Source organism: Pseudomonas sp. Ma2-10, from assembly GCF_054330215.1.
The window spans coordinates 147946-165510 of record NZ_JBTEYL010000009.1; the positions used below are offsets into that span (position 1 = coordinate 147946).

Annotated in this window: 20 protein-coding genes; 14 read left to right on the top strand and 6 right to left on the bottom strand. The window is 58.3% G+C overall.

Translation table 11 applies throughout. The features are described from left to right. Positions 1 to 32: 32 nt before the first annotated feature. From catA to ACXPVS_RS13865, 7 genes are all read left to right on the top strand, one after another. Positions 33 to 962: a catechol 1,2-dioxygenase gene (gene catA, locus ACXPVS_RS13835; RefSeq protein WP_458510431.1), complete on the top strand. Its 930-nt coding sequence runs from the start codon at positions 33 to 35 to the stop codon at positions 960 to 962. 106 nt (positions 963 to 1068) lie between these two features. Beyond that, entirely contained in the window at positions 1069 to 2028 is a 960-nt protein-coding gene (locus ACXPVS_RS13840) for an AraC family transcriptional regulator (protein ID WP_458510432.1), read from the top strand. A 168-nt stretch (positions 2029 to 2196) separates the two neighbouring features. Further along, positions 2197 to 3561, top strand: a complete 1365-nt coding sequence (benA, locus tag ACXPVS_RS13845; protein WP_458510433.1) for a benzoate 1,2-dioxygenase large subunit — start codon at positions 2197 to 2199, stop codon at positions 3559 to 3561. Then, the gene (gene benB, locus ACXPVS_RS13850) at positions 3558 to 4046 is read left to right on the top strand and encodes a benzoate 1,2-dioxygenase small subunit (RefSeq protein ID WP_458510434.1); all 489 of its coding nucleotides are present in this window, start codon (positions 3558 to 3560) and stop codon (positions 4044 to 4046) included. The genes benA and benB overlap by 4 nt, the downstream gene beginning before the upstream one ends. Positions 4047 to 4056: 10 nt before the next feature. Continuing rightward, positions 4057 to 5070 (top strand): benzoate 1,2-dioxygenase electron transfer component BenC, encoded by a 1014-nt coding sequence (gene benC, locus ACXPVS_RS13855; protein ID WP_458510435.1) that lies wholly within the window; start codon positions 4057 to 4059, stop codon positions 5068 to 5070. A 24-nt stretch (positions 5071 to 5094) separates the two neighbouring features. Then, entirely contained in the window at positions 5095 to 5868 is a 774-nt protein-coding gene (locus ACXPVS_RS13860) for a 1,6-dihydroxycyclohexa-2,4-diene-1-carboxylate dehydrogenase (protein WP_458510436.1), read from the top strand. A gap of 41 nt (positions 5869 to 5909) precedes the next feature. Further along, a complete protein-coding gene (locus tag ACXPVS_RS13865) occupies positions 5910 to 6608 on the top strand; it encodes an alpha/beta hydrolase (protein WP_458510437.1) in 699 nt (232 codons plus the stop codon). Between the two features lie 6 nt (positions 6609 to 6614). Here ACXPVS_RS13865 and ACXPVS_RS13870 read toward each other — a convergent pair whose 3' ends face one another. After that, entirely contained in the window at positions 6615 to 6977 is a 363-nt protein-coding gene (locus ACXPVS_RS13870; protein ID WP_458510438.1) for an NUDIX hydrolase, read from the bottom strand. A 211-nt stretch (positions 6978 to 7188) separates the two neighbouring features. Between ACXPVS_RS13870 and ACXPVS_RS13875 the strand changes: the two genes are divergently transcribed. Further along, positions 7189 to 7392, top strand: coding sequence for a DUF2188 domain-containing protein (locus tag ACXPVS_RS13875; RefSeq protein ID WP_458510439.1), 204 nt, complete (start codon positions 7189 to 7191; stop codon positions 7390 to 7392). A 135-nt stretch (positions 7393 to 7527) separates the two neighbouring features. Here ACXPVS_RS13875 and ACXPVS_RS13880 read toward each other — a convergent pair whose 3' ends face one another. After that, positions 7528 to 7767 carry a hypothetical protein gene (locus ACXPVS_RS13880; RefSeq protein ID WP_458510440.1) on the bottom strand — a complete coding sequence of 80 codons (240 nt, stop codon included), beginning with the start codon at positions 7765 to 7767 and terminating at the stop codon, positions 7528 to 7530. A gap of 355 nt (positions 7768 to 8122) precedes the next feature. On the opposite strand from ACXPVS_RS13880, the gene ACXPVS_RS13885 reads away from it, so the two are divergent. The 4 genes from ACXPVS_RS13885 (at position 8123) to ACXPVS_RS13900 (ending at position 11486) form a co-directional block, all read left to right on the top strand. Beyond that, a complete protein-coding gene (locus ACXPVS_RS13885; protein WP_458510441.1) occupies positions 8123 to 8458 on the top strand; it encodes a hypothetical protein in 336 nt (111 codons plus the stop codon). Positions 8459 to 8611: 153 nt separating this feature from the next. Further along, positions 8612 to 9535 carry an NAD(P)/FAD-dependent oxidoreductase gene (locus tag ACXPVS_RS13890; protein WP_458510442.1) on the top strand — a complete coding sequence of 308 codons (924 nt, stop codon included), beginning with the start codon at positions 8612 to 8614 and terminating at the stop codon, positions 9533 to 9535. A gap of 25 nt (positions 9536 to 9560) precedes the next feature. Further along, entirely contained in the window at positions 9561 to 10115 is a 555-nt protein-coding gene (locus tag ACXPVS_RS13895) for a helix-turn-helix domain-containing protein (protein WP_458510443.1), read from the top strand. Between the two features lie 24 nt (positions 10116 to 10139). Further along, a complete protein-coding gene (locus ACXPVS_RS13900; protein WP_458510444.1) occupies positions 10140 to 11486 on the top strand; it encodes a glutamine synthetase family protein in 1347 nt (448 codons plus the stop codon). A gap of 270 nt (positions 11487 to 11756) precedes the next feature. Here the strand turns inward: ACXPVS_RS13900 and ACXPVS_RS13905 are convergent, their stop codons facing one another. Next, positions 11757 to 12389, bottom strand: coding sequence for a response regulator (locus ACXPVS_RS13905; RefSeq protein WP_458510445.1), 633 nt, complete (start codon positions 12387 to 12389; stop codon positions 11757 to 11759). Between the two features lie 33 nt (positions 12390 to 12422). Then, on the bottom strand, positions 12423 to 13790 hold the full coding sequence (locus ACXPVS_RS13910; RefSeq protein WP_458510446.1) for a cache domain-containing protein: 1368 nt from the start codon (positions 13788 to 13790) through the stop codon (positions 12423 to 12425). Between the two features lie 243 nt (positions 13791 to 14033). Here ACXPVS_RS13910 and ACXPVS_RS13915 point away from each other — a divergent pair, with 243 nt between their 5' ends. Further along, positions 14034 to 16091, top strand: coding sequence for a carbon starvation CstA family protein (locus ACXPVS_RS13915; protein ID WP_458510447.1), 2058 nt, complete (start codon positions 14034 to 14036; stop codon positions 16089 to 16091). A 14-nt stretch (positions 16092 to 16105) separates the two neighbouring features. Next, entirely contained in the window at positions 16106 to 16303 is a 198-nt protein-coding gene (locus ACXPVS_RS13920) for a YbdD/YjiX family protein (RefSeq protein ID WP_458510448.1), read from the top strand. A gap of 101 nt (positions 16304 to 16404) precedes the next feature. Here the strand turns inward: ACXPVS_RS13920 and ACXPVS_RS13925 are convergent, their stop codons facing one another. Both ACXPVS_RS13925 and ACXPVS_RS13930 read right to left on the bottom strand, forming a co-directional pair. Beyond that, a complete protein-coding gene (locus ACXPVS_RS13925; protein WP_458510449.1) occupies positions 16405 to 17118 on the bottom strand; it encodes a metallophosphoesterase in 714 nt (237 codons plus the stop codon). A 70-nt stretch (positions 17119 to 17188) separates the two neighbouring features. Continuing rightward, positions 17189 to 17398: a hypothetical protein gene (locus tag ACXPVS_RS13930; protein ID WP_458510450.1), complete on the bottom strand. Its 210-nt coding sequence runs from the start codon at positions 17396 to 17398 to the stop codon at positions 17189 to 17191. Positions 17399 to 17565: the final 167 nt, after the last annotated feature.

Sequence of the window (17565 nt, forward strand, 5' to 3'; positions counted from 1 at the left end):
CGCTAATAATTACAAGATGAGGACCCACCCAAATGAACGTCAAGATTTCCCACACTGCCAGTGTCCAGAAGTTTCTCGAAGAGGCCAGCGGTCTGCTCAACGACGCCGGCGACCCACGGGTCAAGGCCCTGGTCTACCGCATTCTGCGTGACTCGGTGAACATCATCGAGGACCTGGCGGTGACGCCGGAAGAATTCTGGAAAGCCGTCAACTACCTCAACGTGCTGGGTGCGCGTCAAGAGGCCGGGTTGGCGGTGGCCGGGCTCGGCCTGGAACATTACCTGGATCTGTTGATGGACGCTGAAGATGAACAGGCCGGCAAGGCTGGCGGCACACCGCGGACCATCGAAGGCCCGCTGTACGTGGCGGGTGCGCCGCTGTCGGAAGGCGAAGCGCGACTGGATGACGGCGTCGATCCGGGTGTGGTGCTGTTCATGCAAGGCCAGGTCAAGAACACCGCCGGCGAACCGTTGGCCGGCGCGGTGGTGGATGTCTGGCACGCCAACACCGGCGGCACTTACTCCTACTTTGATTCCACCCAGTCGGAGTTCAACCTGCGTCGTCGTATCGTCACCGATGCCGAAGGTCGTTATCGCTTGCGCAGTATCGTGCCGTCGGGCTATGGCTGCCCGCCGGACGGTCCGACCCAGCAACTGCTCGATCAACTGGGCCGTCATGGTCAACGGCCGGCGCACATTCACTTCTTCATCTCTGCGCCGGATCACCGTCATCTGACCACCCAGATCAACCTCGATGGTGATCAGTACCTGCACGATGATTTTGCCTACGCCACCCGTGACGAGCTGATTGCCAAGATCACCTTCAGCGATGATCCACAGCGCGCAGCGGCGTATGGTGTCAGCGGTCGTTTCGCCGAAATCGACTTCGATTTCACCTTGCAGGCCTCCGCACAACCCGACGAGCAGCAACGCCACGAGCGGGTCCGCGCACTCGAGGACTGATATCCTCGAACAACGGAACCGGACCACGAGATTACCAACCGTCTCGTGGTCTTCGGCGTTTCTGGACCGGCCCGACGCAACCTATAACAACAATGAGAATGACCCGATGATGCAAGCGCAACTGTTGAGTCAGCGCAGCACCGTATTCGACCACGCCGACCCTTACGCGGTGTCGGGGTACGTCAATCAGCATGTCGGTAACCATTGCATTCTGATGCCCCGGGCCGGGCGACCGCTGGCCAGTCTCAGTCACCGCAAGTTTGCCAGCCTCGACCTGTGCCGCATCAGCTATGGCGGCAGCGTAAGGGTCACTTCCGGTGCGCTGGAAAGCATCTATCACCTGCAAGTGCTGCTGCGCGGCAACTGCCTGTGGCGCGGTCATGGCCAGGAACACTACTTCGCGCCCGGCGAATTGCTGCTGATCAATCCCGACGATCCGGTGGACCTGACTTATTCCGACGATTGCGAAAAATTTATCCTCAAAGTCCCCACTCCGTTACTCGAATCCGTATGCGATGAGCAGCGCTGGCGGTATCCGGGGCAGGGTGTGCGGTTTCTGGAAAACCGTTATCAGCTCGATGAGCTGGAAGGCTTTGTCGGTCTGCTGGCGATGATTTGCCAGGAAGCCGAGGCCACCGAGCAGATTCCCAAGGTGCAGGAACACTACGCGCAAATCATTGTCAGCAAGATGCTCAGCCTGATGAAGACCAACGTCAGCCGGGTCAGTCTCGGCTCACAGACGGCCACGTTCGAGGTGATTGCCGACTACATCGCAGGCCACCTCAAACAAGACATCGACAGCGAAGAACTGGCACGCCAGGCGCGGATGAGTCTGCGCTCGTTGTACGGATTGTTCGAACGCAACGCCGGCACCACGCCGAAAAACTACATCCGGCAAAAACGCCTTGAGCGCATCAACGCCTGCCTGAACGACCCGACCTGCAACGTGCGCAACGTTACGGAGGTGGCGATGGATTACGGCTTCCTGCACCTGGGCCGGTTCTCCGACAGCTACCGTAAACAGTTTGGCGAGTTGCCGTCCGACACCCTCAAGCGTCGCCACTGAAACATCGCAAAGCACCTGTAGCAGCCTCGCAAGCTCGACAGCTGCTACGTGTACGTGCGCATCTGCTGCTGCACTAAACGGATAAAGGTCTGCACCCAGCGGATAGTCCGTCACTTCCCCCCGTCCTAGCATGGCCCTGCCTGAATAAAAACAATGGAGGCGGCGGCCATGTCCCTGCGACCCGAATACCTTCACTCCCTGCTCGAAGATGACAAAGAACAGGGCATCTATCGCTGTAAGCGCGAGATGTTCACCGACCCGCGGCTGTTCGATCTCGAGATGCAGCACATCTTCGAAGGGAACTGGCTGTACCTGGCCCACGAAAGCCAGATCCCCAACAAAAACGACTTCTACACCACCAGCATGGGGCGCCAGTCGATCTTCATCGCGCGCAACAAGGACGGTGAGCTCAATGCGTTCCTCAACGCCTGCAGCCATCGTGGGGCGACACTGTGCCGGCACAAGTCCGGCAACAAAAGTTCGTACACCTGCCCATTTCATGGCTGGACCTTCAACAACTCCGGCAAGTTGCTCAAGGTCAAGGATCCGGCCGAAGCGGGCTACCCGGCGAGCTTCAACTGCGAAGGCTCCCACGACCTGACCAAAGTTGCGCGTTTCGAGTCTTATCGCGGCTTCCTGTTTGGCAGCCTCAAGGCTGATGTCGTGCCGTTGGTTGAACACCTGGGCGAGTCGGCAAAGATCATCGACATGATCGTCGACCAGTCCGTCGATGGCCTGGAGGTGTTGCGCGGTTCCTCCAGCTACATCTACGAAGGCAACTGGAAACTCACCGCCGAAAACGGCGCCGACGGCTATCACGTCAGCTCTGTGCACTGGAACTACGCCGCCACCCAGAACCAGCGCAAGCAGCGCGAGGCCGGCGATTGCAACCCGACCATGAGTGCTGGCAGCTGGGCCAAGCAGGGCGGAGGTTTCTATTCCTTCGACAAGGGCCACATGTTGCTCTGGACCCGTTGGGCCAACCCTGAAGATCGTCCGCTTTACGAGCGTCGCGATGAACTGGCTCAGGACTTCGGTAAAGCGCGCGCCGACTGGATGATCGAGAACTCGCGCAACCTGTGCCTGTACCCGAACGTGTACCTGATGGACCAGTTCAGCTCGCAGATCCGCATCGCCCGGCCGATCTCGGTCGACCGCACGGAAATCACCATTTACTGCATCGCCCCCAAAGGCGAAAGCGACCAGGCCCGTTCGAGCCGGATTCGTCAGTACGAGGACTTCTTCAACGTCAGCGGCATGGCCACCCCGGACGACCTGGAAGAGTTTCGCTCCTGCCAGACCAGTTATCAGGGCAGCGTGACTGCCTGGAACGACATGTCCCGTGGCGCCGAACACTGGATCGAAGGTGCCGATGAGGCGGCCAAAGAAATCGATCTGCATCCGCTGCTCAGCGGTGTGCGCACCGAAGACGAAGGCCTGTTCGTGCTGCAACACAGGTATTGGCAGCAGACCATGCTCAAGGCTTTGGCCGCCGAGCAGTCCGACCTGATTCCTGTGGAGGCCGTGCAATGACCATCACCTATGACGTCGTACGCGATTTTCTGTTCCGCGAAGCGCGCTACCTCGATGACCGTCAATGGGACGAATGGCTGGAGTTGTATGCCCCGGACGCGACGTTCTGGATGCCGTCCTGGGACGACAACGACGAGTTGACCGAAGACCCGCAGCGGGAAATTTCGCTGATCTGGTACGGCAACCGCACCGGTCTGGAAGACCGCGTTTTCCGGATCAAGACCGAACGCTCCAGCGCGAGCATTCCGGACACCCGCACCTCGCACAACATCAGCAACATTGAGTTGCTCGAACAGGCCGACGGGCTGTGCAACGTGCGCTTCAACTGGCACACCCTGAGCTTTCGCTACAAAACCGTCGACAGCTATTTCGGCAACAGTTTCTACACCCTCGATGTGCGCGGTGAAAACCCGCTGATCAAGGCCAAGAAAGTGATCCTGAAGAACGACTACGTTCGCCAGGTCATCGATGTCTACCACTTGTGAGGCAGCGGTCATGACTCATTCCATTGCATTCAATTTCGAAGACGGCGTCACCCGGTTCATCGACGCCAACGCCGGAGAAACCGTGGCCGATGCTGCGTATCGCCAAGGCATCAACATTCCACTGGATTGCCGCGACGGCGCTTGCGGTACTTGCAAATGCTTCGCCGAGGCCGGCCGTTATGATTTGGGCGAGGAGTACATCGAAGATGCGCTCAGCGTTGAAGAGGCCGAGCAAGGTTTTGTCCTGACCTGCCAGATGCGCGCCCAGAGCGATTGCGTGGTGCGCGTGCCGACCTCATCTGAGGTGTGCCGCACCCATCAGGCCAGCTATGACGCCACCATCAGCACCGTGCGCCAGTTGTCCGACAGCACCATCGCGCTGTCGATCAAGGGCGAAGCCCTGAGCAAACTGGCGTTCCTGCCGGGGCAATACGTGAACCTGGGGATTCCCGGCAGCGAGCAGACCCGCGCCTATTCGTTCAGCTCGTTGCAGCGCGACGGCGAAGTCAGCTTCCTGATCCGCAACGTGCCCGGTGGCTTGATGAGCAGCTTCCTCACCGGCATGGCCAAGGCCGGCGACAGCATGAGCCTGGCTGGGCCGTTGGGCAGTTTCTACCTGCGCGACATTCGCCGTCCGTTGTTGCTGCTGGCCGGCGGTACGGGGCTGGCACCGTTCACGGCGATGCTGGAAAAAATCGCCGAACAGGGCAGTGAGCATCCGCTGCATTTGATCTACGGCGTGACCAACGATTTCGATCTGGTGGAACTCGATCGACTCGAAGCCTTCGCCGCGCGAATCCCGAATTTCAGTTTCAGTGCCTGCGTCGCCAACCCGGACAGTCAGCACCCGCTCAAGGGCTACGTGACTCAACACATCGAGCCGCAGCATTTGAACGAAGGCGACGTCGATGTCTACCTGTGCGGCCCGCCGCCGATGGTCGAGGCGGTCAGCCAGTTCATCCGTGAAAAAGGCATCGCGCCGACAAATTTTTACTACGAGAAATTTGCCGCCAGTGCGGCCTGAACCGTGCTGTTGTGGGAGAGAGACATGAATAGATTCCACGAAAAAGTCGCGCTGATCACCGGCGCGGCCCAAGGCATCGGTCGGCGTGTTGCCGAGCGCATGGCGGCGGAAGGTGCGCGGTTGATTCTGGTCGATCGCTCCGAGTGGGTGTTCGAGGTTCAGCAGCAATTGGGGCAGGACAACGAGGTGCTCGCGCTGACCGCCGATCTTGAGCAATACAGCGAATGCAGCCGCGTCATGCAAACCGCCGTCGAACGTTTCGGGCGTCTGGATGTGCTGGTCAATAATGTTGGCGGGACGATCTGGACCAAGCCTTTTGAGCATTACGAAGCATCGCAGATCGAGGCTGAAGTGCGCCGTTCACTGTTCCCGACACTGTGGTGCTGTCATGCCGCGCTGCCATTTATGCTTGAACAGGGGAGTGGCGCCATCGTCAACGTTTCGTCCATCGCCACGCGCAGTGTCAATCGCGTGCCGTACGGTGCGGCAAAGGGCGGGGTCAACGCGCTGACCGCTTGCCTGGCCTTTGAAACCGCCGGGCGCGGGATTCGGGTCAATGCCACCGCGCCCGGTGGCACCGAAGCGCCGCCGCGGGTCATTGCGCGCAACAGCGCCGATCAGAGCGAGCAAGAGAAGGTCTGGTATCAGCAGATTGTCGACCAGACGCTCGACAGCAGTTTGATGAAGCGCTATGGCACGCTGGATGAACAGACAAGCGCTATTCTGTTTCTGGCCAGCGACGAAGCGTCCTATATCACCGGCATGATCATGCCGGTCGGTGGCGGCGACCAGGGCTGACGATTCTTGCAATCAACCCATCCATAAAGGGAGTCATCGTGATGAGCGACAAACCCACGATTGTGCTGGTCCATGGTTTTTGGGGCGGTGCTGCCCACTGGAACAAGGTCATCGCCGAGTTGATTCACAAGGGCATTACGAACATCCGCGCGGTGGAGATGCCGCTGACTTCATTGGCCGACGATGCAGAGCGCACGCGCAAGATGGTCGCCCAAGTGTCGGGGCCCGTGTTGCTGGTGGGGCACTCCTATGGCGGCGCGGTGATTACCGAGGCCGGCGATCAACCGAACGTGGTGGGGCTGGTGTACATCGCTGCCTTTGCGCCGGACGTCGGTGAAAGTCCTGGTGGCATCACGCAACGGCATCCACCCGCAGCGGCGGCCAACCTGGCTCCCGACAGCGATGGTTACCTGTGGGTCAAACCTGAGCTCTATCACAAAAGCTTTTGCCATGACCTGCCCGCAACCGAAGGTTTGGTGATGGGCATCACCCAGAAAGCGCCGCTGGCCAGCACCTTCGGCGACATCATTACCACGGTGGCGTGGAAGAAGAAGCCGTCGTGGTATCAGGTTTCTATGGATGACAGGATGATCTCGCCACAAAACCAGCAATGGATGGCGGGGCGGCTAAACGCCAGAGAGATCCTGACCCTGAAAGCCAGCCATGCGTCCCTGGCTTCGATGCCGGTCGAGATTGCGGCGTTCATCGATAAGGCCGCGACGGCATTGGCCGCAGGATAGAGTGCCTTACAAGCGACGCTGAAATGCTCTGATAATTCTGAGCGTGGCGTCGCTTGTGTTCAGGTTCTGGACCGCGTCCAGCGGATACCAGATGCAATCAAAAATTTCGTTTTGCGGGCGGGCTTCATTCGGGTTCTCGACAAAGGCCTCGTACACATGGTGTCGAGTGCTGGCTGTTTGCAACTCCATCAAGTACAGCAACCCGTCGACCCCAAGCCCTGTCTCTTCCTGAAGCTCTCGCGTGGCGGCGTCAGCAATGGTTTCGCCGCGCTCAACCTTTCCGCCGGGCAGCGTCCAGCGACTCCTTGGCTTGCGCACCAGAAGAATGTGCCGGTCCTGCTCGCAAATGACGGTTGCGCGTACTTTCATGTGTTACCTGAATGCCGTTTGTCATGAAATAGTCATAAAAATGCAATATTCGAGCCGGGGCTCCAGTCTCAAGGGTTGGAGTGATGGACGAGGTGAAAGTGCATCCCGGTGCCGAAATCGCTGGCGCGACGTCTGGTCGGCACTTCATGGAAGGTCGGGTGTAAGGTGTTCAGGTGAATCCAGGATCATCACTGCCGAAATGGAGGTGACTATGAGCGTTCCGATGCTGACCAAAATGCACATGAACGGTTATGACGTACTCAGCGTGAACAACGGCCCATGGCGGGTGTGCACCAAAGGTGACCGGCTGGGAACCTTTGGCAGTAGAGAGGAAGCATTGGCCTTTGCGGCCGCTCTTCCCGGCTACAAGGCCAGAGCAAGTCGGCTTGCACGCAGTCAGAAATCAGATAAATAGCGCACTTGCAGCCCCGGTTCGCCGGGGCTTTTCTTTATTGGGCGCTGACGTCCCGGGCTAATAACTGCCGCCGGAAGCCTCGCGGCCAGTACAGCGGCCAGCGCGTATAGAGGCTTGTGCATGGCAGTGCTCCTGCTATAGAGCTTTCGTGCGAGTGATCATCTTGGCTTTCACTTCCTCGGCATAGCCCTTCAGTCGTTCTTCGTCTCCTTGAAACAACTCGCACAGCTTTAGGGTTGCTTGCGCATCCACATCATTGCCGGCCAGGCGTAACTGCTCTGCGATGCGCAAAAGCTCTACCGCTGACCATCTCAAGTCCGACGCAAGACCTTGCAGGTCACGCCGAAGTTCGTTTTCAGATTCGTTAAGCCACATGATGACCTCCTGCCAATCTCTGCTATGAAATTTTAGTCCCATTTTCCGGGGCAGGGCGTTTCGTTCGTCTGAGCCTTTGGTACGGCCTTTTGTCGGGAAAATGAACGCGAACCTGCAGATCTGATGTCGTAGTGAGGTATCGAATTTTTGCTAGGGCGAGGCAACTTCAAATGACGGCTACTGATGACTTTAGATTTCATGCCCATGAACTGATGGTTGATCTGGATGATTTATCTGAACGAGAGGTCGTATCCCGATCCCGGCGATCACAACGCCCTTTGCTGAGTTCAGTGCAACGGATGGATGTCGGGACAGCGACACGCTACATTGCCCTTTTTCGGGATAAGGAAGCGTCATGCGCAAGTTGATTGGGGGAGTAGGGTTGGCGTTGCTGGCGGGCTGTTCGTTGCCCGCGTCCCTGGTGCCAGGTGAGCCCAATGTCAGCAAGTACAGCGACAAGGCGCCGAAAGACTATGCCGCGTGCGTTCTGCCGGCGTGGCAGCGGGAGGTACCCCACACGGCCCAATCGGCGATTTCCAATGGCTACAGGATCATCGCGCCGAGCATCATCACGGCCGACGAGATCGTGGATATCGTGAAATCGAAAGGTGGCAGCCACGTATCGCTTTATCAGGGGCCTCCTTGGGCGAAATCAGGGGCGTTGCGTCAGGCAGTGCGTGATTGTCTGTAAGGTTCAGTCGGTGATATCGGTCACCTGGATGCTTAGAAAAAATCCCGCCCGGGTTCTTGGGCGGGTTTTTTTTTGCGCCTTGGACGGTTGCGGCTGTGAAATTTAACGTGTATTTTTTCATGAAATTATAAGTATAAAAGTTCACGAGGCTGCATGTTTCAGCAATCTACCCAGCACGTCGCCAGTTATTACGCCCACACCTGCGCCGATCGTCTGTTCGATCGAGCCGCGTTGGAGGGCGAGCAGGACACCGACGTGTTGATCATCGGTGCCGGCTTCAGTGGATTGCATACGGCGTTGCGTCTGGCGCTGGCCGGTAAGCGCGTGACGTTGCTCGAAGCCAGTCGCGTGGCCTGGGCCGCCTCGGGTCGCAATGGCGGTCAAGCCATTCTCGGTTGGTCGTGTGACATGCCGCTGTTGGAGGCGGCGCTGGGTTATGAGCGCGCGCGCCAGTTGTGGGACAGCATGCGCTGGGCTGCAGGGGCGTTGCGAGATTTGCCCGCGCGCCACGATTTCGATTGTGACTATCGGTCCGGCCACCTCTGGACGTCGGTGATGCCGCGTCGGGTGAATCTGCTCAGAGACTGGCAACACGAGGCCAGCCACAAGTGGGGCCACGATGGTTTGCAGTTCATTTCGCGCGCGGCGCTGCCTGATTGGATCGCCAGTGAGCGTTACCAGGCCGGCCTGTTTGATCCTGAAGGCGGGCATTTGAATCTGCTGAAACTGGCGCTCGGCCTGGCCGCTGCGACACGGCCCTATCTGGAGCGCGTGTTTCCCCAGCTCAAGGGCGTCGAACTGGACTTTACCTGGGGAGGACACATCGATCTGACCCTCAAGCGCACGCCTGACATCGGTCGACGTGGCGATCTGTACTGGCTGCAGGGATACTCAGGTCATGGTGTGCTACCGACATTGGCCGGGGCGCGTGCCGTGTCCGACGCAATACTCGGCCGGCCGGAGAACCTGGCGTTGTATCAGGGTTTGGTCAACGGCAGTTTCCCCGGGGGGCAGTATTTGGCAGCACCGCTGGAAGCCATCGGCAAGGCCTGGTATCGGCTGCGCGACAGCATTTGAAGCCTCAATTTCTGGAAGCCTTTAGATGGACATGCAAGAAGAAATCTCGGCGCTGGCGATCCTGATCCAGGACCTGCGCAAACACAAAAAATACACGCTCAAAGACCTGGCGGACAAAATCGGTCGTTCGGTCGGGTTTCTGTCGCAAGTCGAGCGGGGGTTGTCACGTCCCACGGTGGCGGACTTGACCGCCATCAGCGAAACATTCGGCGTGCCGACCACCTATTTCTACAGCTTGCCCAAGCCCATGGCATTGCCTTGGGTGACCCGCCCGGATGAGCGACGCACGCTGTATTACGCCGACGGGATTACCGACATCCTTGTCTCTCCGAAGATGAGGGCGTCCTTTTCAATGCTTGAAAGCCAACTGGAGCCTGGCGCCAGCAGTGGTGATCGGCACATGAACGACAGCTCGGAGCAAGGTGGCTATGTCCTCGAGGGTGAGCTGACGCTGTGGCTCGATGACGATAAACCGGTGACATTGCGTACCGGCGACAGTTTTCAGCTGGCCAGTCACACGCATTGTCGCTACGGCAACCTCTCGGATCAGCTCGCCCGGGTGCTTTGGGTTTACACCTGATAAAAACAACAAGGAACACTAACGATGGATGCTGTCTGCTCTGATCTGGTTGCTGAGGTTCGCGCGTTTCGTCAGCGCTTCCCGCAGGTGCGTTACGTTGACCTGATTTCCCTGGACATCCCCGGGCATTTTTACGGCAAACGCTACCCGATAGAAATGCTCGAGAAGGTCGCCGCAGGCAGCGCGCTCAAGCTGCCGCAAAACTGTGTGTTGCTGGGTACGCAGGGCGGTCTGTTCAAAATCGGCGACTACTGTTTCAACGACGGCGACCCGGATGCTCCACGTCGGCTGGTGCCCGGTACGCTCAAGCCCGTGAACTGGGAAAAACAACTGCTGGGGCAAATGCTGATTACTTCAAGCGGTACTGAAACGCCTATCGTTTTCGAGCCGCGAGAAGTGTTGGCGCAGGTGCTCGAGCGCCTCGGCCGAAAAGGGATTTTCCCTGTGGTCGCGTTCGAGCTGGAGTTCTATCTGTTCGATCGCCAGCTACGTGAAGGCTTGCCACAGTTCCCCCGCGATCATCTGACGGACGATGCCGATGATCAGCCGAATATGCACATCGAACGGCTGTCGAGATTTTCACCGGTACTCGATGACATGGTCGAGACGGCGCGGGCGCAAGGCATCGATGCCACGGTGATCACTGCGGAGTTGGGCCCGGGCCAGTTCGAAATCAATTTCGGTCACCTTGACGACGGCCTGCGTGCGGCCGACTGGGCGGCCCTGTTCTGCCGCAGCACACGGGGCGTGGCCCTCAAGCACAACCACCGCGCCAGCTTCATGGCAAAACCCTACCTGCAGCACCCCGGTAGCGGCATGCATGTGCATGTGAGCCTTTACGACGAGGCGGGAAACAACCTGTTGGCGGCAAACGATCAGCAGGCGCTGCGCCATGCAGTGGCCGGTTGTCTTGAAGTGTTGCCGCATTGCATGCCGATTTTTGCACCGAATCACAACGCAATGCGACGCTTGAGCGGCACGGTGAATGTCGCAACGCGCGCCAGTTGGGGTTTTGAAGATCGTGACGCCTGCCTGCGGGTGCCTGAGTCGGACGCTAAAAATCTGCGCATCGAACATCGCCTGTCGGGCGCGGATGCCAATCCATATCTCGTGTTGGCGGCGATTCTGGTCGGGCTGGAGCAAGGGCTGGAAGTGGGTCGTGAACCGATTGCATCCCTCAACGAAGATCGTGGCAGCGGAATCGACTTCCCGCTGGAGATGCTGGAGGCCGTGCGTTCGATGCAAAGCAACGTGCAGCTGCGCGAGGGTTTGGGCGCAGAGTTTGTAGATGTCTACTGCGAAAACAAGCGTCAGGACCATTTGGCATTCCTGCAGGACATCAGTGCGCGAGAGTATCGCTGGTACCTCTAAGTCTGCTCTTGTCGTGGTTCATCCATAAAAAATATGTGGATATTTAATGAGTTAGAATATTTAGTAACTGGATAGTTAATCAAAATATCTTGTTACACGCAGAAATATTAAGTAATATTCGCCCCGCGTTCACCACCACGGTTTATGCATTTTGAGTCCCAGGCGTCCATCAGCTGCCTGGGATTTTTTTTGCCTGAAATTCGCCCCGGTGCGCCCAATCTGACCCGGTGCATCAAGACCACCATCACAGCGACAAATGATGTATATCGGCTACCGCGAGATGATCCCGTGATCGATCGCGTATTTGACCAGGGCCGCCGGTTTGTCGATGTTGAGTTTGCGGCGGATGCTCAAGCGATGGGTTTCTACCGTGCGAACGCTGATGTCCAGTTCGCGGGCCATCTCCTTGTTGTTCAACCCTTGAGCCATCTTGTACAACACTTGGCTTTCGCGCGGTGTCAGCTCGTTGTCGGTATTTTTATCGGCGATGAGCCGCTGGGCGATCTCGGCGCTGTAGAACGTGCCGCCACTGGCGATGGCTTCGATCGCCGCGATGATTTCTCGCGACGGTGAGTTCTTCAATACATAGCCGCTGGCTCCCGCGCGAACGGACTCACTCACGTATTCATTATTGTCGTACATGCTGAGCACCAGCACCTTGAGCGACGGGTACTGGTTGCGCAACACCCGGGTCAGCTCGAGCCCGTTCATGTCCCGCAGGCTGATGTCGACCAGCAACAGGTCCGGCTGGCAGCGTCCGACCATTTCAATGGCATCCGCGCCACTCTCGGCTTCGCCCACCACTTCCAGGGGGGGCATGACCGCCAGCAGTGCTTTGATCCCGTCGCGGACCAGGGCGTGATCGTCGACCAGGGCGACGCGGATCGGGTAGGGCAGGTTCATCGCGGGTATTCACTCTTGTTGTCAGGGGGCGAGTCAGCGTGTTGTACCGGGTATTTTCATTGGCAGCCAAACGTCCAGCTCGCTTCTTCCCGGCATCGAAATCAGGTCGAATCGTCCACCAAAATGTTCGACTCGCTCACGGATATTACGCAGACCAATGCCCGCGTGACGACGTTCGACCTGGGCGACGTTGAAGCCGATACCGTCATCGACCACTGTCAACCGTATGGAATCTTCGGACCCGTGCAAGGAAATGGAGACGTTTTTAGCCTGGGCATGTCGTTCAATATTAGTCAGGCCTTCTTGCACGATGCGAAACAGCGAGACCGCTGCCCCATCGACTAAATGACAATCGAATTCGTTGTCGTTATAGGTCACCACCAGGCCGCTGCGCTGCTCGAATTCTGCGGCGAGTTGACCGATCGCCGCCGGCAGGCCCAGGGTGTCGAGCAGCGAGGAACGCAGGTCGTGGGAGAGGCTGCGAACCTCTCCAATTGCTTCTCCCAGGCGTTCCGTAGCGTCCCTTAGTGTGCTCAAACCCTTATCGTGTGTTTGCCCATTGTCGAGCAGATGGCTGGCCAGTTCGAACTGAAACTTGATAGAGACCAGTAGCTGGCTGATGCCGTCGTGCAGTTCGCGGGAAACCCGTGAGCGCTCTTCTTCTTGCAAACTGACGATACGCTGAGTCAGGCGCTGAAGTTTTTTGTCGGCCAGACGATGCTCGCTGACGTTCAGCGTCATGCCGCTGGCGAAGACAAACAACACCGCCACGAGGGCCACCGCGGCAATTGCCAGCATGGTCTTACGAATGCCCTGGGCCACTTCGTCACGCGCCTGCTGGGTCGCGCGCTCAACGTCTTCAAGGTAGATGCCGGTGCCGAGCATCCAGCCCCAACGATCCAGCATCACCACATAGGCCAGCTTGTCGGTCACCTGGCCGGAAGAGGGTTTGTTCCAGGCATAGCGCTGAAAGCCTTCACCCGATTGCGCACTTTTGAGCAACGCCTGGATCACAGGCAAACCATGAGGATCCTTCATGTCCCACAGGTATTTGCCTACCAGATCCGACTGGCGCGCGTGCATCAGGCTGCGTCCTTCGTGGTCGTAGACGAAGAAGTAGCCATTGATGCCAAAGCTGAGCTTGCGCAGTTCTTCCAGCACTTGTTGCTGTGCGTGTTCGTCACCGTGGCCGTCGTCGTACAGCGGCTCGATCAGGCTTTGCGCCATTTCGACGTAGTTCTTAAGTTCTGCGCGCTTGCTCGCCAGAATGCTGTCTTCGATCAGTTGCGCCTGTTGTTCACCCAGTTGCCGGTTCATGGAAATCACCAGCGCGCAGATGACGGCGATGGCCAACATCAGAGGCAGAATTCCGAGCGCGACGATTTTGTGTTTGAGCTGCATCTCTGCTCCTGTCCGGACCGAGGGAAGGCGAAGGCCCGGCATCATATGCCAAAGATACGCGCGTCCAGTAGCGGTGCTGGACGGAATGACAAGCCGTCTACGTAGAACTACGTAGACGCCACGTACGTAGTAACGCGGATTTATTTGTAGACGGCATACGGGGATATTGGGCCAGCTCCGCACAGCGGACACAATTATAAAAATTACCGCCGCAGTCCACTGGCTGTCGGCAGGAGACACGCTATGCCCCGTCTGGCTAAACACCTCGCCTGGTTTGCCGTGGCTGTCCTGGGAGCGTTTGCGCTAAGTGTCGTGGCCCTGCGCCGCGGCGAAGCGATCAACGCCCTCTGGATCGTAGTCGCAGCAGTTGCTATCTATCTCGTCGCATACCGCTACTACAGCCTGTTCATCGCCACCAAGGTGATGCAACTCGACCCTAATCGTGCCACGCCGGCTGTCGTTAACAATGACGGCCTGGACTACGTGCCGACCAACAAACACGTACTCTTCGGTCACCACTTCGCAGCCATCGCTGGCGCTGGGCCGCTGGTCGGTCCGGTCCTGGCGGCGCAGATGGGTTACCTGCCCGGTACGCTGTGGCTGATTGCCGGCGTGGTGCTGGCCGGTGCTGTTCAGGACTTCATGGTCCTGTTCATGTCCACCCGCCGCAACGGTCGTTCCCTGGGCGACATGGTCCGTGAAGAAATGGGCCGCATCCCCGGCACCATCGCGCTGTTTGGCTGCTTCCTGATCATGATCATCATCCTCGCGGTGCTGGCGCTGATCGTGGTCAAGGCCCTGGCCGAAAGCCCGTGGGGCATTTTCACGGTGATGGCGACCATCCCGATCGCGATGTTCATGGGCATTTATATGCGCTACATCCGCCCGGGTCGCATCGGCGAAATCTCCGTTATCGGTGTGTTGCTGCTGCTCGGTTCGATCTGGCTGGGCGGGCAAATTGCCGCTGACCCGTTCTGGGCCAAGGCTTTTAGCTTCACCGGGATTCAGATTACCTGGATGCTGATCGGCTACGGTTTCGTCGCCGCGGTATTGCCGGTGTGGCTGATTCTGGCACCGCGGGACTACCTGTCGACCTTCCTCAAAATCGGCACCATCGTGGCGTTGGCGATCGGCATCCTGATCACCATGCCCGACTTGAAAATGCCGGCGCTGACCCAGTTCATCGACGGCACCGGGCCGGTGTGGAAGGGTGGTCTGTTCCCGTTCCTGTTCATCACCATTGCCTGTGGTGCCGTGTCCGGGTTCCATGCGCTGATCGCTTCCGGGACTACACCGAAACTGTTGGCTAACGAAGGCCATGCCCGTTACATCGGTTACGGCGGCATGCTGATGGAGTCCTTCGTCGCCATCATGGCCATGGTTGCCGCGTCGGTGATCGAGCCAGGCGTGTACTTCGCCATGAACAGCCCGGCGGCAATCGTCGGCGGTGACGTGGTGGCTGTGGCACAAACCGTTAGCAGCTGGGGCTTTGCGATTACCCCGGAAGCCTTGCAAGCGGTGGCCAAGGACATCGGTGAAACCACCATTCTGGCCCGTGCCGGCGGTGCGCCAACCCTGGCGGTCGGTATCGCGCAGATCCTGCACAGTCTCCTGCCGGGTGAAAACACCATGGCGTTCTGGTACCACTTCGCGATCCTGTTCGAAGCGCTGTTCATTCTGACGGCTGTGGATGCCGGTACCCGTGCTGGCCGTTTCATGCTGCAGGACTTGCTCGGCTCCTTCGTGCCATCCCTGAAGCGCACCGATTCCTGGACCGCCAATCTGATTGCAACCGCCGGTTGTGTGGCGATGTGGGGTTATCTGCTGTACCAGGGCGTGATCGATCCGTTGGGTGGCATCAACACCTTGTGGCCGCTGTTCGGTATCTCCAACCAGATGCTCGCCGGTATCGCGCTGATGTTGGCGACCGTCGTGCTGATCAAAATGAAACGCCAGCGCTACGTTTGGGTCACCATGCTGCCCGCCGTGTGGTTGCTGATCTGCACCACCGCCGCAGGCTTCATCAAGCTGTTCGATGCCAACCCGGCGATCGGTTTCCTGGCCTTGGCCAAGAAGTACAGCGATGCCCTGGCCAACGGTCAGATCCTCGCCCCGGCCAAGAGCATCGACCAGATGCAGCACGTGATCTACAACGCCTACACTAACGCCACGCTGACCGCGCTGTTCTTGCTGGTGGTCTTCAGCATCCTGTTCTTTGCACTCAAGGTCGGCATCGCCGCTTGGGGCACTAAAGAACGTACGGATAAAGAAGCGCCATTCCAGGCTCTGCCGGATGCGTAATCGAGGATTGCAGTATGTTCAATGACCTGAGTCGCCTCGGTAAATACCTCGGTCAGGCTGCGCGCCTGATGGTCGGCATGCCCGACTACGACAATTACGTCGAGCATATGCAAACCAAGCACCCGGACAAACCGGTGATGACCTACGAGATGTTCTTCCGGGAACGCCAGGAGGCTCGTTACGGAAGCAAGGCTGGGCCGAAGTGCTGTTGATGGTGGGTGGCCGTGATGCCACCTAACATAGCTAAATAAAAAACCCGGCTGATGAGGCCGGGTTTTTTTTGAGTGAATGGCATTGGCCGATCCGTGTTGAGTCAGCTTGCCGGGATGGTTTCGAGTGTTTCGAGATCCAGCAGGGTGAAATAACCACGGTCCGGCCTCCAGCCCCCCGTATCGATGTGGATCACATTACCAAGGCTGAGGGGCATATAAAGCGGCGTATGCCCTACCACCAGTGCGCGCAGGCCTTCAACGCCATGCGTCTCCAACTGATCGATCCGCCTTCGTGACCACATGCAGTAGTGCTGCACCTCCTGCAGACGCCTGTTGCTTTCCGGCGACTCCAGTTCCTTTCGCAGTTGCTGCCATGATGGAAATGGACAATCGGCGTGTACGATGCCGATCAGGCCGTATGCTGTTTCGACTTCAATCGCGATAGGGAGCGTGGCGAACTGCGCCGCGAATGCTTGCTTCTCGAACAGCGACAGGCCCACGAACCACGAACCGCCGTTGTCGATCCAGCTGTCGACGTCGCAGGTATCGAAGTACACCAGGTAGTCGTCATGGTTGCCTCGCACCGGGTGGAACCATGCCTTGTCCAGCCAATCGAGTGCATCATGGCACTCGGGCCCACGGTCAATCAGATCGCCAACACTGAACAGGCGATCTACCAAGCGATTGAACCCGGCGGCTTCCAGAGCGTCCTGCAACCGAGTGAAATGGCCATGAATGTCACCGACCGCGAAATCTCGACCGGCAACGTTTGCGGCGAAGCGCTTAACACGCGACATCTCTAAAGTTTCGAGCATGGGAATGCCACTCCGGCAGCTCCCCAACGGGCTAGTCAGTTGAGTTTAGGCCAAGAAGTGATACTCAACCTTACCGCGCCGGCAAGTAGGCCGTTGCTTGCCCGAAATGGTTGTCCTGCACTCCGGCGATAAGGTGCAGAGGCATGTGTTGCGCATCCATGGATGGAACTTCGAAACTATTCACAATCTGGGTGTGACGCTCACTCAGTCCGGTCGACTCTTCGACAAGAGCCTTAGCCATTCTCGCGTGGTTCGCTGCGATTTCATTGAGAGTTGACACGTTACATCTCCCGGTGACTGACCAAGCGCATCGCTGGCGTCCTAAGCGTTAATTAAAGTGCTGCCGCGTCAGAATTACGTCGTTGCGGGGCTGCTACGAGCGTCTTTTGCAAACCTCACGCCAGGGATAGTCAAAAAATCACGCAGCGCTGCTGGTGCGACGAATGG

What these genes read in the sequence shown, in the direction of transcription:
- ACXPVS_RS13860 (WP_458510436.1), top strand. Translation starts at nt 5,095, where the DNA reads ATGAATAGATTCCACGAAAAAGTCGCGCTGATCACCGGCGCGGCCCAA.
- ACXPVS_RS13880 (WP_458510440.1), bottom strand. Translation starts at nt 7,767, where the DNA reads ATGTGGCTTAACGAATCTGAAAACGAACTTCGGCGTGACCTGCAAGGT.
- ACXPVS_RS13895 (WP_458510443.1), top strand. Translation starts at nt 9,561, where the DNA reads ATGGACATGCAAGAAGAAATCTCGGCGCTGGCGATCCTGATCCAGGAC.
- ACXPVS_RS13925 (WP_458510449.1), bottom strand. Translation starts at nt 17,118, where the DNA reads ATGCTCGAAACTTTAGAGATGTCGCGTGTTAAGCGCTTCGCCGCAAAC.
- benA (WP_458510433.1), top strand. Translation starts at nt 2,197, where the DNA reads ATGTCCCTGCGACCCGAATACCTTCACTCCCTGCTCGAAGATGACAAA.
- ACXPVS_RS13920 (WP_458510448.1), top strand. Translation starts at nt 16,106, where the DNA reads ATGTTCAATGACCTGAGTCGCCTCGGTAAATACCTCGGTCAGGCTGCG.
- ACXPVS_RS13875 (WP_458510439.1), top strand. Translation starts at nt 7,189, where the DNA reads ATGAGCGTTCCGATGCTGACCAAAATGCACATGAACGGTTATGACGTA.
- catA (WP_458510431.1), top strand. Translation starts at nt 33, where the DNA reads ATGAACGTCAAGATTTCCCACACTGCCAGTGTCCAGAAGTTTCTCGAA.
- benC (WP_458510435.1), top strand. Translation starts at nt 4,057, where the DNA reads ATGACTCATTCCATTGCATTCAATTTCGAAGACGGCGTCACCCGGTTC.
- ACXPVS_RS13900 (WP_458510444.1), top strand. Translation starts at nt 10,140, where the DNA reads ATGGATGCTGTCTGCTCTGATCTGGTTGCTGAGGTTCGCGCGTTTCGT.
- ACXPVS_RS13905 (WP_458510445.1), bottom strand. Translation starts at nt 12,389, where the DNA reads ATGAACCTGCCCTACCCGATCCGCGTCGCCCTGGTCGACGATCACGCC.
- ACXPVS_RS13890 (WP_458510442.1), top strand. Translation starts at nt 8,612, where the DNA reads ATGTTTCAGCAATCTACCCAGCACGTCGCCAGTTATTACGCCCACACC.
- ACXPVS_RS13910 (WP_458510446.1), bottom strand. Translation starts at nt 13,790, where the DNA reads ATGCAGCTCAAACACAAAATCGTCGCGCTCGGAATTCTGCCTCTGATG.
- benB (WP_458510434.1), top strand. Translation starts at nt 3,558, where the DNA reads ATGACCATCACCTATGACGTCGTACGCGATTTTCTGTTCCGCGAAGCG.
- ACXPVS_RS13870 (WP_458510438.1), bottom strand. Translation starts at nt 6,977, where the DNA reads ATGAAAGTACGCGCAACCGTCATTTGCGAGCAGGACCGGCACATTCTT.
- ACXPVS_RS13865 (WP_458510437.1), top strand. Translation starts at nt 5,910, where the DNA reads ATGAGCGACAAACCCACGATTGTGCTGGTCCATGGTTTTTGGGGCGGT.
- ACXPVS_RS13915 (WP_458510447.1), top strand. Translation starts at nt 14,034, where the DNA reads ATGCCCCGTCTGGCTAAACACCTCGCCTGGTTTGCCGTGGCTGTCCTG.
- ACXPVS_RS13885 (WP_458510441.1), top strand. Translation starts at nt 8,123, where the DNA reads ATGCGCAAGTTGATTGGGGGAGTAGGGTTGGCGTTGCTGGCGGGCTGT.
- ACXPVS_RS13840 (WP_458510432.1), top strand. Translation starts at nt 1,069, where the DNA reads ATGATGCAAGCGCAACTGTTGAGTCAGCGCAGCACCGTATTCGACCAC.